The 12,786-nt window shown below is 67.5% G+C and carries 13 protein-coding genes; 5 read left to right on the forward strand and 8 right to left on the reverse strand.

The features are described from left to right. Positions 1-322 precede the first annotated feature (322 nt). The gene (locus IBX53_RS03605; RefSeq protein ID WP_290905473.1) at positions 323-628 is read right to left on the reverse strand and encodes a hypothetical protein; all 306 of its coding nucleotides are present in this window, start codon (positions 626-628) and stop codon (positions 323-325) included. 131 nt (positions 629-759) lie between these two features. Further along, positions 760-1,680, reverse strand: a complete 921-nt coding sequence (gene argF / locus IBX53_RS03610; RefSeq protein WP_290905476.1) for an ornithine carbamoyltransferase — start codon at positions 1,678-1,680, stop codon at positions 760-762. 151 nt (positions 1,681-1,831) lie between these two features. Here argF and IBX53_RS03615 point away from each other — a divergent pair, with 151 nt between their 5' ends. Beyond that, the gene (locus IBX53_RS03615; RefSeq protein ID WP_290905479.1) at positions 1,832-2,176 is read left to right on the forward strand and encodes a Grx4 family monothiol glutaredoxin; all 345 of its coding nucleotides are present in this window, start codon (positions 1,832-1,834) and stop codon (positions 2,174-2,176) included. 124 nt (positions 2,177-2,300) lie between these two features. Here IBX53_RS03615 and rnt read toward each other — a convergent pair whose 3' ends face one another. Further along, positions 2,301-2,969: a ribonuclease T gene (gene rnt / locus IBX53_RS03620; RefSeq protein WP_290905482.1), complete on the reverse strand. Its 669-nt coding sequence runs from the start codon at positions 2,967-2,969 to the stop codon at positions 2,301-2,303. Between the two features lie 178 nt (positions 2,970-3,147). On the opposite strand from rnt, the gene IBX53_RS03625 reads away from it, so the two are divergent. The 3 genes from IBX53_RS03625 to IBX53_RS03635 all read left to right on the forward strand — a co-directional run bounded on the left by IBX53_RS03625 (position 3,148) and on the right by IBX53_RS03635 (position 5,993). Further along, a complete protein-coding gene (locus tag IBX53_RS03625; protein WP_290905485.1) occupies positions 3,148-4,368 on the forward strand; it encodes an argininosuccinate synthase in 1,221 nt (406 codons plus the stop codon). An 87-nt stretch (positions 4,369-4,455) separates the two neighbouring features. Then, on the forward strand, positions 4,456-4,755 hold the full coding sequence (locus tag IBX53_RS03630) for an HlyU family transcriptional regulator (RefSeq protein WP_290905487.1): 300 nt from the start codon (positions 4,456-4,458) through the stop codon (positions 4,753-4,755). Between the two features lie 110 nt (positions 4,756-4,865). Next, positions 4,866-5,993: a DUF294 nucleotidyltransferase-like domain-containing protein gene (locus IBX53_RS03635; RefSeq protein WP_290905490.1), complete on the forward strand. Its 1,128-nt coding sequence runs from the start codon at positions 4,866-4,868 to the stop codon at positions 5,991-5,993. A 37-nt stretch (positions 5,994-6,030) separates the two neighbouring features. Here IBX53_RS03635 and IBX53_RS03640 read toward each other — a convergent pair whose 3' ends face one another. From IBX53_RS03640 to IBX53_RS03655, 4 genes are read right to left on the reverse strand one after another with little or no spacing between them, the layout of a single operon-like run. Then, positions 6,031-8,775, reverse strand: a complete 2,745-nt coding sequence (locus IBX53_RS03640; protein ID WP_290905493.1) for a sensor histidine kinase — start codon at positions 8,773-8,775, stop codon at positions 6,031-6,033. A gap of 19 nt (positions 8,776-8,794) precedes the next feature. Beyond that, positions 8,795-8,989 carry a hypothetical protein gene (locus IBX53_RS03645; RefSeq protein WP_290905495.1) on the reverse strand — a complete coding sequence of 65 codons (195 nt, stop codon included), beginning with the start codon at positions 8,987-8,989 and terminating at the stop codon, positions 8,795-8,797. A gap of 31 nt (positions 8,990-9,020) precedes the next feature. Then, complete coding sequence (locus tag IBX53_RS03650) at positions 9,021-11,081, reverse strand: 3'-5' exonuclease (RefSeq protein WP_290905497.1); 2,061 nt, start codon at positions 11,079-11,081, stop codon at positions 9,021-9,023. Next, on the reverse strand, positions 11,081-11,452 hold the full coding sequence (locus IBX53_RS03655; protein ID WP_290905499.1) for a response regulator: 372 nt from the start codon (positions 11,450-11,452) through the stop codon (positions 11,081-11,083). Before IBX53_RS03655 ends, IBX53_RS03650 begins: the two co-directional genes overlap by 1 nt. 158 nt (positions 11,453-11,610) lie before the next feature. Between IBX53_RS03655 and IBX53_RS03660 the strand changes: the two genes are divergently transcribed. Next, positions 11,611-12,294: a glutathione S-transferase gene (locus tag IBX53_RS03660; RefSeq protein WP_290905501.1), complete on the forward strand. Its 684-nt coding sequence runs from the start codon at positions 11,611-11,613 to the stop codon at positions 12,292-12,294. Between the two features lie 3 nt (positions 12,295-12,297). Here IBX53_RS03660 and IBX53_RS03665 read toward each other — a convergent pair whose 3' ends face one another. Further along, on the reverse strand, positions 12,298-12,582 hold the full coding sequence (locus tag IBX53_RS03665; protein WP_290905503.1) for a hypothetical protein: 285 nt from the start codon (positions 12,580-12,582) through the stop codon (positions 12,298-12,300). Positions 12,583-12,786 lie beyond the last annotated feature (204 nt).

The raw sequence follows: 12,786 nt of genomic DNA on the forward strand, positions 1-12,786 counted from the left end.
AGCGCAACACTGGCAGTGTTGAGGTCAGCGGTTCGATCCCGCTAGGCTCCACCAACAAGATACGACGAACAAGGCACCCGGCGCACCGCGCCAGGTGCCTTTTTCTTGTGGCGATGTTCTTATGGCGATGTTCTTATGGCGATCATGTCGCTGATGGCAACATGTCCTGAGTGGACCTGGGGCGAGTCAGGGTCGGCCATGGCCTTCGGGGTTCGCGCAGCAAAAGCCCCGTCGCGGTGATGCCGGGCGGGGCTGTGATCTCTCCGGTCGCGTCATTTTCCTGTCGCGCCCATGCCTTGAGGGCATCAGAGCCGTGTCGCGTTCAGGCGCAGTCGGCGGCGCCTTCACCGAACATGTCGAACAGCAGTTCACGGCCAAGCGAGGTGAGTACCAGTCGGTTGTGTTCGTTCCACGAGGCCGCCTCGCTGTTGATCAGGACCCTTTCGCAGGTCTGCCATTCGCTGGAGGCGCTCGAGAGGTTCGCCACGTCATGGCGTTCGAGGCCCCGATGGGGGATGGAGATGGTCTCCAGCACATAACCATGGTGATAAAGCAGGGCTGCCATGTTGGAGAGGCATTGCCGCAGGCTGCGCTGCATGCCGGCGAGAGGGGAAGCGTCGATCATCATGTGCCGCATTTCCTTTCACGCTGAGGATGTGCTGCGGCGCAGTATACTACCAAGGTCTGAGTTATACAAAGGTCTTACATGAAATGCCGGGCAGAGTCCCTGGAGTGGAGCGCCACAGGGACTCGTCGTGATCAGCCCTCGACTCGTCCGAGCAGCAGGAATTCGATCAGCGCCTTCTGGGCGTGCAAGCGGTTGCCCGCTTCCTGCCAGACCACGGCCCGAGGGTCGTCGAGCAGGGTCTCGCTGATCTCCTCGCCGCGGTGGGCGGGCAGGCAGTGCAGGAAGAGCGCGTCGGGCTTGGCCCGGTCGAGCAGCGCCTCGGTCACCTGGAAGCCGGCGAAGTCGGCCTCGCGCCTGGCCTGCTCCTCCTCCTGGCCCATGGAGGCCCACACATCGGTGGTGATCAGGTCGGCGTCGACTACCGCCTCGGCGGGGTCGCGCAGGATCGTCACCCGGTCACCGGCCGCGGCGAGGATATCCTGGCGGGGTTCGTAGCCCTCCGGGCAGCAGATGCGTAGCTGGAAGTCGAACTGGCGGGCGGCATTGATCCAGGAGTGGCACATGTTGTTGCCGTCGCCGATCCACACCGCGGTGCGCCCGGCGACGCTGCCGCGCAGCTCGGTCCAGGTCATCACGTCGGCCAGCAGCTGGCAGGGGTGGTAGTCGTCTGTCAGCGCGTTGATCACCGGCACCGAACTCGAGGCGGCATATGTCTCCAGCCCGGGATGGGAGAAGGTGCGGATCATTACCGCGTCGACCATTTCCGAGAGCACCCGGGCGGTGTCGCCGATGGGTTCGCCGCGGCCGAGCTGGGTGTCGCGGGGCGACAGGAACAGCGCATGGCCCCCGAAGTGCGCCATGGCGGTCTCGAAGGAGACTCGGGTGCGGGTCGAGGACTTCTCGAAGATCATCGCCAGGGTGCGGTTGCGCAATGGTGCATAGACCGGGCCCTCGGCCTTCAGCTCGTTCTTGATGGTGATGGCGCGCTGGATGAGATAGCGCAGCTCGTCCTGGCTCAGGTCCAGCAGGGTCAGGAAGTGGCGGGTGGCCATTGGGCGTGCTCCACGGGAAAAAACGTCCATCCTAGCCAGGCGCCGGGGGATGCGCAACGCGCTCGGTATCAGTAGAATGGGAGATCAAGACCTAGCGTCGGGCTCGGGTATTGGCCCGCACCGGCATTCGCGACGAGAACAGGGAGACGCCATGAGCACCACCCTCGAGAACATCCAGCGCCAGATCGGCGATAACCCCATCCTGATCTACATGAAGGGCACGCCGCAGTTGCCCCAGTGTGGCTTCTCCGCTCAGACCGTCCAGGCGCTGATGGCCTGCGGCGAGCGCTTCGCCTTCGTCAATATCCTGGACAACCCGGACATTCGCACCGAGCTGCCCAAGTTCGCCAACTGGCCCACCTTTCCCCAGCTGTGGGTAGAGGGTGAGCTGGTCGGCGGTTGCGATATCGTGGTGGAGATGCACCAGAGCGGTGAGCTCGAGAAGCTGATCAAGGAAACGGCCGCCAAGCATCAGGAGGATCAGCCCCAGGGTTGACCCGGCTTCGTCCCGGGCGGCGAGTCACCGGGGTCAAGCAGCGAGTAGACAAGCGGCCGGCAGAAACGCCCATCCGATCCCCGGGTGGGCGTTTCTGCGTTTGTCGTCTTCCGGCAGGATTGGCCTAGGGCAGTTCGTCCATCCCCTGCTCACGCTGGGCCTGGGACCAGCCGCCCAGATCCTTGTAACGGTTGACCATGGCGCAGAACAGCTCGGCGGTGCGTTCGGTATCGTAGCGGGCCGAGTGGGCTTCTCCGTTGTCGAAGGGGATGCCGGCGGCGCCGCAGGCCCTGGCCAGCACGGTCTGGCCGTACATCAGGCCCGCCAGCGATGCGGTGTCGAAGCTGGAGAAGGGGTGGAAAGGATTGCGCTTGATGCCGCAGCGGCTGACGGCGGCGTTCAGAAAACCGTGATCGAAGGCGGCGTTGTGGCCGACCAGCACGGCGCGGGTGCAGCCATGGGCCTTGATGGCCTTGCGCACCGGCCGGAAGATCTCGCCGAGCGCCTGGGCCTCGGAGAGCGCGACCTGCTGGCGCAGCGGGTCGTCGAGCCTGATGCCGGTGAAGTCGAGCGCCGACTGCTCGACCTCGGCCCCCTCGAAGGGTTTCACATGAAAGGCATAGGTGGATTCGGGCAGCAGGTTGCCCTGGGCATCCATGGTCAGGGTCACCGCGGCAATCTCCAGGATCGCGTTGCGTTCGGCGTTGAAGCCGCCGGTTTCCACGTCTACCACGACCGGCAGGAAGCTGCGGAATCGCTGTGCCAGCAGGTCGCGGGCGATCGCCTCGCTCATTCACCCTCTCCTTGCGTCTTTCGGTCTCGGTCTCCCCGTCCCGAAGGCCCCGGGGCGAATCCGCGCAAGTCTAGCAGGTTGACCTCCGGGCGTCCCGGGGCCGGTATTCGCCGTGCCGATGGCGCGCTATACTGCATCCTCTGATGCCAACCCCCTAGCTTTCAACGAGGAGCCCCGAATGTCCGATGTCAAGAAGGTCGTGCTCGCCTACTCCGGTGGCCTGGACACCTCCGTTATCGTCAAGTGGTTGCAGGAGACCTACAACTGCGAGGTGGTGACCTTCACCGCCGACATCGGCCAGGGCGAGGAAGTCGAGCCGGCGCGCGCCAAGGCACAGGCACTCGGCGTCAAGGAGATCCACATCGAGGACCTGCGCGAGGAGTTCGTGCGCGACTACGTCTACCCGATGTTCCGTGCCAACACCATCTACGAGGGTGAGTACCTGCTCGGCACCTCCATCGCGCGCCCGCTGATCGCCCGGCGCCTGATCGAGATCGCCAACCAGACCGGCGCCGATGCCATCTCCCACGGCGCCACCGGCAAGGGCAACGACCAGGTGCGCTTCGAGATGGGCGCCTATGCCCTCAAGCCCGGCGTCAAGGTGATCGCGCCCTGGCGCGAGTGGGACCTGACCTCCCGCGAGAAGCTGATGGCCTACTGCGATGAGCACAGCATCCCGGTGGACTTCTCCTCCAAGAAGAAGAAGTCGCCCTATTCCATGGATGCCAACCTGCTGCACATCTCCTACGAGGGCGGCATCCTCGAGGATCCCTGGGTCGAGGCCGAGGAGGACATGTGGCGCTGGAGCGTCTCCCCGGAAACCGCCCCGGACACGCCCACCTACGTGGAGCTGACCTACGAGAAAGGCGACATCGTGGCCATCGACGGCACCCCGATGCGCCCCCACGAGGTGCTCGAGACCCTCAACAAGCTGGGCGGCGACAACGGCATCGGGCGCCTGGATATCGTCGAGAACCGCTACGTGGGCATGAAGTCCCGCGGCTGCTACGAGACCCCCGGCGGCACCATCATGCTCAAGGCCCATCGCGCCATCGAGTCCATCACCCTGGATCGCGAGGAGGCGCATCTCAAGGATGAGCTGATGCCGAAGTACGCCAAGGTGATCTACAACGGCTACTGGTGGAGCCCGGAGCGCCGCATGCTGCAGGCCGCCATCGACGAGACCCAGAAGAACGTCTCCGGCGTGGTGCGCATGAAGCTCTACAAGGGCAACGCCATCGTGGTGGGCCGCAAGTCCGAGCAGTCGCTGTTCGACGAGTCCATCGCCACCTTCGAGGATGACGCCGGCGCCTACGATCAGAAGGATGCCGAGGGCTTCATCAAGCTCAACGCCCTGCGCCTGCGCATTGCGGCCGGCAAGGGCCGCAAGCAGGACTGAGACCCGCCTGCGTGACCCGCATGCGACGCCGGCTGATGCCGGCGTCGCTGTTCTTGGGTAATGAAGAGAGGCCAAAGGAGAATCACGATGCTGAAGAAACTGCTGTCCGGGCTGTTCGGCGGTGGCGAGAAGGCGCCTGCCAGCGCGCCGGCCGCCGAGTCGGTAACCTACCAGGGCTATCAGATCATCTCCGAGCCCGCCGATCAGGGCGGCCAGTATCGGGTCAGCGGCTGGATTCGCAAGCCCGGTACGGACGGCGAGGTGCAGGAGCACCGCTTCGAGCGCTCCGACATGGTGCCCGGCCGCGAGGCCTGCGACCAACTGATGGTCAGCAAGGCGCAGCGCTTCATCGACGAGGTGGGCGAGGAGATGTTCCGACCCCGCTGAGCGGAGCGCGTAACCTGTGTCACCAGGGCGGTTGCCATGCCCCTTTCGCCCAAGTGTTTCCGGGTGGGCGCGCGGCTACACTGGGTCGGTGTCTGTTGCTCGGAGCTGCCATGCGCCTGCTTCACCGCGCCTCCTCGTGGCGTTTGCTGTTCGCCGACGGCGAGCTTCCCGACCCCGGGCGGTTGCCGCCACTCCTGGCCCCATTGCGTGACGCCCTGGCCGAGTTGGGGCCGGCGCCGACCCTGCCCGACGCCCACGCCTGGCAGCCTCGCCTGGTGGAGGCGCTCATGCGTCTCGATCTCCCTGCCTGGCGCATCAGCCAGCTGATCAGTGACCACAACGACTGGCTCTATCGTCGCGCCATCCAACTGGCGCAGAGCGAGATGCTGGGGCAGGGCTGGGGGTCCCCCCCGGTCGCCTTCTGCGTGTTGATCATGGGGTCGGGGGCCCGCCAGGAGAGCCTGCTGGCGCCCGATCAGGACAATGGCATGATCATCGCCGACTACCCGGACAGCCGGCACACCGAGATCGATGGCTACTTCCAGGCGCTGGGCGAGCGCTTCACCGACCGGCTGGACCAGGCCGGCATTCCGCTGTGCAGCGGCCACGTGATGGCGCGCTGGCCCATGTGGCGAAAGCGTCTCTCCGAGTGGGGCGAACAGCTGATCCTCTGGACCGCCGAGCGCCGCACCAAGCGTGTGCAGCAGGCCAATATCCTCCTCGATTTCCGGCCGGTCCATGGTGAAGGGGTCCTGGCCGAGGCCCTGGCCGACCGCGTGGCCCGCCTGATGCCCCGGGCCGGGCTGTTCCTGGATGAGATGGGGGTGCTGCTCGACGATCTGCCGATGGCCCTGGACCGCTTCGGGAGGCTGTCGGGCTCGCTGGAGGGAGCGCCCCACGAGAACGCGATCGACCTCAAGCGACAGGGACTGCTGCCGCTGGTGGCCGCTGCCCGGCTGCTCTCGCTGCGCCATGGTGTGCGCGAGATCGACACCCGGGAGCGGCTAGCGGCCCTGGTGGTGAAGGAGGTGCTGCCCGCCGAGCGCTGCCGCGCCCTGACCGCCGCCCTGGAGCGGCTCCAGGGATTGCAGCTGGAGGAACAGTGCCGCGGGCTCAGGACGGGGCGTGGCGCCGATGGCTGGGTGGATGTCTCGCGCCTCGGCGAGGATCAGCGCCTGCTGCTGCGCCATGACCTGCTGCAGATCCGACGGCTCAAGCGGCGGGCGAAGCGAGGGTAGGCAGGGTCAGGCTCGATCACCGTCACCTGGCGAAGCGTCAGCCCTCATCGCCCTGCGTCGGCGCATTGGGCAGTTCCATGGTCAGGCAGGCTCCGCCCAGGATGGGGGCGTCCTCCACCCATAGCCGGCCGCCCAGATGGGCGACGATCCCGCGGCTGATGGGCAGCCCCAGGCCGCTGCCCCGAGGGCGTCCGCGACTCTTTTCCGGGGATTCGCCGGGGCGCTGGATCTGGTGAAACTTCTCGAACACCCGCTCGCGCTCTTCCTCGACGATGCCGGGGCCGTTGTCCTCCACCGACAGGCGGTAATGGTTCTTGTAGCGCCCCAGACGCAGCAGCACCTTCGGGTTGGCCTCGTCGGCGAACTTGCCGGCGTTGTCGAGCAGATTGATGATCACCTGCTCCAGGCGATCCGGGTCGCCCACCACCGGGGCCTGCTCGACCTCGATCTGCACCTCCAGTGCCACGCCACGATTCTCCTGCATGTGGTGCACGGCATCGACGCTGTGGCGGGTCAGCTCCACCAGGTCCAGGCGCTGGGGGTTGAGGGTGAGTCGTCCGCTCTCCAGGCGTGCCAGGTCGAGGATCTCCTCGATCAGCCGTGACAGTCGCTGGCTTTCCTTGACCACCACGTTGAGGAAGTGCACCCGTTTCTCCTCGGGCAGATCGCCACTGTCGCGCAGGATCTCAGCGAAGGCGCGGATCGAGGTGAGCGGGGTGCGCAGTTCGTGGCTGACCATGGCCACGAACTCGTCCTTGAGGCGGTCGAGCTCGCGCAGGCGCTCGTTGGCGGCGCGAAGATCCTCGCTGGCCCGGGCCAGCTCCTCGGACTTCTGCTCCAGGCGGCGGTTGACCTCCAGAGTCTCCGAGGTGGTGTCGAGGATGCTGAGGATCGACTCCAGGTCCAGCGCCTCGCCGCGCACCACGGAGTTGATCAGCACCCGTGCAGAGGCATTGCCGAGCGCCCCGGAAAGGGCCTGCTCGGCCCGGGCGATCAGCTCCGGCGGGGCCGGCTGGTCGTTGGTGGGCTCCTCTCCCGGATACCCGGTGAAGACCCGGGCGCTGGCGCCCGCGCCCAGATAGCGGTCGAGCAGGTTGCGCAGCTCACCCCGGGTGGTCTGGCCGTGCCACAGCGAGGTCTCCATCAGGCCGGGGTGCATGGCCTCGGTGAACAGCGCCGCCTGGGTCTGTTCCAGAGGAGACTGGCGGGTGAACAGCGAGATGCCCACCAGCAGGCCGACGTTGGCGGTCAGGCTCCACAGCAGTGAGTGGGAGTAGATGTCCCAGTCTTCCAGGCCGAACAGGGCATAGGGCTTCAGCCACTCCAGGCCAAAGGGGCCGAGTGTCAGGAAGGTATCGTCTACCCAGCCGGACTGCGCGAAGCCCGGGATCAGCAGGGTCCAGGCCCAGATCAGGGTGCCGGCGATCATACCCAGGGCGGCGCCACGGCGGGTGGCGCCGCGCCAGTACATGCCGATCAGCATCGCCGGGGCGAACTGGCTTGCGGCGGCGAAGGAGACCAGGCCGATGGTCACCAGGCTGTAGGAGTCGCCGATCAGGGCGTGGTAGAGGTAGCCCAGCAGCAGGATCAGCACGATGGCCACACGGCGAATGCCCAGCAGCCAGCCGGCCAGCTCGCCGCGGCTGCCCAGGTGCAGGCGCCGGGAGCGCAGCAGCAGCGGCATGATCAGCTGGTTGCTGACCATGGTCGAGAGCGCGATGGTCTCGACGATCACCATGCTGGTGGCCGCCGAGAGCCCGCCGATGAAGACCAGCAGCGGAAGTGCCTCCAGCCCCGCCGACAGCGGCAGAGTCAGCACGAAACTGTCCGGATCTCCGGCGGAGAGCAGCATGCCGGCCAGGGCAATGGGGATCACGAACAGGTTGATGGCCAGCAGGTAGAGCGGAAAGAGCCAGCTGGCCCGCTTGAGGTGGCGCTCATCGACGTTCTCGACCACTAGCACCTGGAACTGGCGGGGCAGGGTGATGAAGGCCAGGAAGGCCAGCACCAGCATGCCGATCCAGCCGCTGGCGCCACCCGGCACGGCGTCCAGGCCCATGGCGCCCACCAGCTCGGGGCTGGCTGCCACCTGGGCGAAGAGATCCCCGGGACCGTGGAACAGCACGAACACCACGAAGATGCCCACCGAGAGGAAGGCCACCAGCTTGACCAGCGATTCGAAGGCGATGGCCGCCACCATGCCCTCGTGGCGCTCGCTGGCATCCAGATGGCGGGTGCCGAAGAGGATGATGAACACCGCCAGCACCAGCGCCACCCAGAACGACTTGTCGACCCAGAAGGCCTCCTCGACCAGGCTAAGCTCCGGGGCCTGGGGATAGTTGACGAGCACCGCGTGGCTCACCGTGATCGCCTTGAGCTGGAGGGTGATGTAGGGGGTGATGCCGACCAGGGCGATCAGCGCCACCAGGGCGCCGAGGCTCGAGCTCTTGCCGTAGCGAGCGCTGATGAAGTCGGCGATGGAGGTGATGCGCTGGGCGCTGGCGATGCGCACCATCTTGCGGATCAGGAAGGGCGACAGCAGCATGGCCAGGGTCGGCCCCAGGTAGATCAGCAGGAAGCTGGGACCATGCTCGGCGGCGCGTCCCACGCTGCCATAGAAGGTCCAGGCGGTGCAGTAGACGGCGATGGAGAGGGCATAGACGGTGGGGGAGCCAATCAGCGACCGCCCCTGTTCGGCGCGACGATCGCCCCAGGCCGCAATCACGAAGAGCAGCGCCAGGTAGCCGAAGGCGACGCTCAGGACGACTGCATCGGTTCTCATCGCTTCGCCGTCTCCATGGTCACTCCCCCGAGCGCTGCTCGAGGAGCCAGGCGGCCAGGGCGATCACCACCCCCCACGCGAGGAACAGGTAGAGCGGCAGCCAGGAGGGGCCGCCGGCCGGGCGGTCGAAGACCAGCACCAACGGCGGGGTGAACAGCAGGGTGGCCAGTAGTACCAGGGCCACCAGTCGCTCGCCGAGACGTGGAGTGTTCATGCCGGCACCCGAAGGGTCCTGGGGGGTGAGTTCATGAGGCGCAGGCGTCCTCCTTGTCCAGGGCGCTGGTCTGCAGGGCCAGCGCCTTCTCGAGGGTGTCGATGCCGCGGGCCTCTAGCCGCGGCAGCAGGGCCAGCCACAGCTCGGCGGTGACCCGGGCGTCGCCCAGGGCGGTATGCCGCGTGCCCGGCGGGAAGCTGAGACCGTAGCGCTCGGCCAGGCTGTCCAGATCGTGGCCGTCCAGGCTGGCGTCCAGGGCCCTCGAGATCAGCAGGGTGTCGAGCACCGGCATGTCCAGGGTCACCCCGGCGCCAGGCGGCTGCAGGGCCAGGAGGTCGAAGGCGGCATTGTGGGCGAGGATCACCGCCTCGCCGACGTAATCGCGGAAGCGCGGCAGCACCACCGGCAGAGGCGGGGCGCCCACGACGTCGGCGTCGGTGATGCCATGGATGGCGGTACTGGCCGGGGGGATCGGCTTGCCGGGGTCGACGCGCACGTCGAACACCTCGCTGGCCAGCAGGCGGGTATTGACCACGCGGCAGGCGCCGATGCTGATCACGGTGTCGCCTCGGCGCAGCTCGAGGCCGGTGGTCTCGGTATCGAAGGCCACCACCTCCAGGGCGCGCAGCGGGCGGGCGGCCAGCGCGGCGTCGGGTGGCGGCAGGTCGGCGATGCCGAAGTCATGGAACTCGGGGCGCGGCGGGGTGGCCGGCCGCGGGGCGCCGACCCGATCGGTGGCGGGCATCGGCAGGCGCAGGCGGGCGTGCACGCCGTCGTCATCGGCCAGGCTCCAGGCGTCGCTGGCGTGCTGGCGCAGCACGTCGGCCACCCGCGGCGAGAGCGGCAGGTCGTCCAGGCGTTGCTGCTGCCACTCGGTGAGCTGGCCTTCGTTGAGCGGCGCGCCCTGCCAGATCAGGTCCAGATAGACCCGCTTGTTGCCAAGGCAGACCTCCCCCTCGAGTTCCTCCGGAGCTCGATGCTCCTGAAGCCCCTCGATCAGCGAGCCAAGCATCACCAGCAGCGCCGTGGCATCGCCCTTGAACCAGGCGGGCATGCCGACCGGCACCACCTTGACCTGTCCGGCGCGGCGCTCGTTGAGGGCCTCCCACAGGTCGTTGGACCACAGCGGCACCAGTCGCTCTCCCTCGTGCTGCATCTGCTCCACGAGGGCGGCGAGATGCTCGATGTCCTGGCCCAGGGACTGGCTCTCCTCGTCGATCACACGTTCAAGGCGCTGGCGCATCTCACCCGAGGCGCTGCCCAGGGAGGTCAGGGCATCAGCCGCACTGGTCAGGCTGGCGCTGTGGCGGCGCAGGCGGGGCAGGCTGTCGAGCAGGTCGGCGCGGGCACCCATCTCGCTGGTCCAGGCGGCGGTGGTGTCGCTCAGGGTGAGCAGGGTCTCGCCGTGGCTGCCCGGTACCCGACGCATCACGGCGCGCAGCCAGCGTTCGTCACAGGGCACCAGAGCCTCCCGCGGGGAGCCGTCCCGAGGCAACTGCCCCAGGGCGTCCTGGAGGCTGACGGCGGGCAGCAGGCTCTCGAGACGCTTGCCCAGCCCCAGTCCATGATGGTCCTCGAAGAGGCGCTCGGCCGCCTGGTTGAAGAGCAGCACCCGGCGGTGCTGGTCGCAGAGCAGCAGCGGGGTGTCGAGCACCTGCAACAGGGTCTCGAGTTCCTGGCGAATGCGGGCGGCGCTGCGTGCGCCCTCGGCGTGAGCAGTGGCCAGGCGACCGCGGTCGGTGCGCCAGGCATCGCGTACCCGCACCAGGTCAGGCCCGAGTGCGCGCAGCCAGCCCTCGGGGGGATAGTCCTCGCGGGCGTCGGGATTGGCCACCAGGCGTGCCAGCTGCACCTGCAGGTGGCGCAGCGGGGTGAACAGCTGACGCTCCAGCAGCAGGCCCACCAGGAAGATGGTGCCGCCCCCGGAGAAGCAGCCCAGCCAGAGCACCAGGCGGGCCATACCCGTTGGCTGGAAGAGGGTGTCGAGCCACAGGGCGAAGGTGGCACCGCCGAAGATGCTGACGCCGCTGAGCAGCAGCCAGAGACCGATCAGACGCTGGCGGCGGGGCAGCCCGGGGAGACGTCGCGCCATCAGGAGACCTCGGCGAGCAGCGCCTTGACCTTGTCGACCAGCGCCTGGGTGGAAAAGGGTTTGGTGATGTAATCGTCGGCGCCCAGCGCCAGGCCCTTCTCACGCTCCACCTCGCGGCCGTGGGCGGTGAGCATGATGATCGGCAGGCGGGCATGGTCGGGGTCGGCGCGCAGGCGTTCGAGCACATCGAAGCCGCTGATGCCCGGCAGGCTGATGTCGAGCAGCACCAGATCCGGGGTGCCTTCTGCGACCCGCGCAAGGGCACTCTCGCCATCCTCGGCGGTCACCACCTCGAAGCCGGCCTGCTGCATCAGGAACTCCAGCGACAGGACGATGTTGGGTTCATCGTCCACCACCAGGACCTTGGCCATGGCGTTCTCCATCTCTGTTGTGTTGTCGTCATTGTTGTCTTGATGACTCGTTGCTGGTCAGTCTAGTGCCCGACCGGGGCGCCGCAAAGGCGACCTTGGCAGGACATCGGGGGTGATCGGCGTTAGGGTTCGCCAATGATTCGACGCGAGGAAACGACATGATAGAGGTTCATCACCTGGAGAACTCCCGCTCCCAGCGGGTGGTCTGGCTGCTGGAGGAACTGGGGCTCGAGTACAAGCTGATCACCCACCGGCGTGATCCGGTGACCCTGCAGGCACCGGACTCGCTGCGGGCGGTGCACCCGCTGGGCAAGGCGCCGGTGATTCGCGACCTGGCCCGCGACAATCGGGTGATCGCCGAGTCGGGGGCCATCAGCGACTACCTGATCGAGCATCATGACGCCGAGGGGCGGCTGGCGCCGCCGAGGGGCGGCGATGCCTGGGAACGCTACCGGTTCTGGCTGCACCATGCCGAGGGTTCGGGGATGGGGCCGCTGGTGATGCGCCTGGTGTTCTCGCGGCTCGGCCAGCCGCCGGTACCCGCCCTGGCGCGTCCGCTGGGGCGGTTGTTCGCTCGCGGGGTGGAGCAGCAGTACCTGGGGCCGGAGATTCGGCGGTTGCGGGACTTCTGGGAGAGCGAACTGGCCGAGGGGCCCTGGTTTGCCGGCGAGACGTTCAGCGCCGCCGACATCCAGATGAGCTTCCCGGTGCTGGCCTTGGCCGGGGGAGGTGGTATTGCGGGCTGCCCTCGCCTCCAGGGCTTTCTCTCGGCCTGCCGTGAGCGAGAGGCCCATGCGCGTACGGTGGCTCGCATCGGCGAGTTCCGCCTGGCCGGCGACTGAGATTCAGCGCCCCGGGTCATCCTGCCCGGTGCCCCGGGCGGCCGGGCCGAAGGGGCCGAGCCACAGCCAGATCTGCAGCACCACCAGCAGGGGCAGCAGCCACAGCGGCGCCCCAGTGGTGGCCACCAGCACACGGTAGATCACGAAGCCGATCGTTCCGGCGATCAGGCCCACCAGCGGGAAGAGCAGCGGGCGCCGGTAGCCCGGGCGTCGGGAGAGTCGGTAGAGGGTGCCCACGATGGCGCCGAAGGCACCGGTCATGGCCAGGGGGAGCAGCAGGTCCTGCATGGCGGTCTCGCTTGCGTCGTTGTCGTTGAGGCATGAGTCGCTGAAGCATCAGTGGGTCATACCATCTCCACCGATCAACCGCCAATGCCTCCTTTGGTGGGTTGTCGCCCCCCGGGTGACTGGCGGCGGCGACCGATCGCCGGCCCGTAACGAACCACCCCGCAGCCAGTGGCCGCGGGGCGGGTGTTCACGAGCCGTCGAGGG

The sequence above is a fragment of the Halomonas sp. genome, from assembly GCF_014859505.1.
Taxonomy (GTDB): domain Bacteria; phylum Pseudomonadota; class Gammaproteobacteria; order Pseudomonadales; family Halomonadaceae; genus Halomonas.

Coding starts and splice junctions, on each gene's coding strand:
- IBX53_RS03630 (WP_290905487.1), top strand. CDS start 4,456: ATGCTGAAGAAACTGCTGTCCGGGCTGTTCGGCGGTGGCGAGAAGGCG.
- IBX53_RS03655 (WP_290905499.1), bottom strand. CDS start 11,452: ATGGCCAAGGTCCTGGTGGTGGACGATGAACCCAACATCGTCCTGTCG.
- IBX53_RS03660 (WP_290905501.1), top strand. CDS start 11,611: ATGATAGAGGTTCATCACCTGGAGAACTCCCGCTCCCAGCGGGTGGTC.
- IBX53_RS03615 (WP_290905479.1), top strand. CDS start 1,832: ATGAGCACCACCCTCGAGAACATCCAGCGCCAGATCGGCGATAACCCC.
- rnt (WP_290905482.1), bottom strand. CDS start 2,969: ATGAGCGAGGCGATCGCCCGCGACCTGCTGGCACAGCGATTCCGCAGC.
- IBX53_RS03640 (WP_290905493.1), bottom strand. CDS start 8,775: ATGAGAACCGATGCAGTCGTCCTGAGCGTCGCCTTCGGCTACCTGGCG.
- IBX53_RS03635 (WP_290905490.1), top strand. CDS start 4,866: ATGCGCCTGCTTCACCGCGCCTCCTCGTGGCGTTTGCTGTTCGCCGAC.
- IBX53_RS03665 (WP_290905503.1), bottom strand. CDS start 12,582: ATGCAGGACCTGCTGCTCCCCCTGGCCATGACCGGTGCCTTCGGCGCC.
- argF (WP_290905476.1), bottom strand. CDS start 1,680: ATGGCCACCCGCCACTTCCTGACCCTGCTGGACCTGAGCCAGGACGAG.
- IBX53_RS03625 (WP_290905485.1), top strand. CDS start 3,148: ATGTCCGATGTCAAGAAGGTCGTGCTCGCCTACTCCGGTGGCCTGGAC.
- IBX53_RS03650 (WP_290905497.1), bottom strand. CDS start 11,081: ATGGCGCGACGTCTCCCCGGGCTGCCCCGCCGCCAGCGTCTGATCGGT.
- IBX53_RS03645 (WP_290905495.1), bottom strand. CDS start 8,989: ATGAACACTCCACGTCTCGGCGAGCGACTGGTGGCCCTGGTACTACTG.
- IBX53_RS03605 (WP_290905473.1), bottom strand. CDS start 628: ATGATGATCGACGCTTCCCCTCTCGCCGGCATGCAGCGCAGCCTGCGG.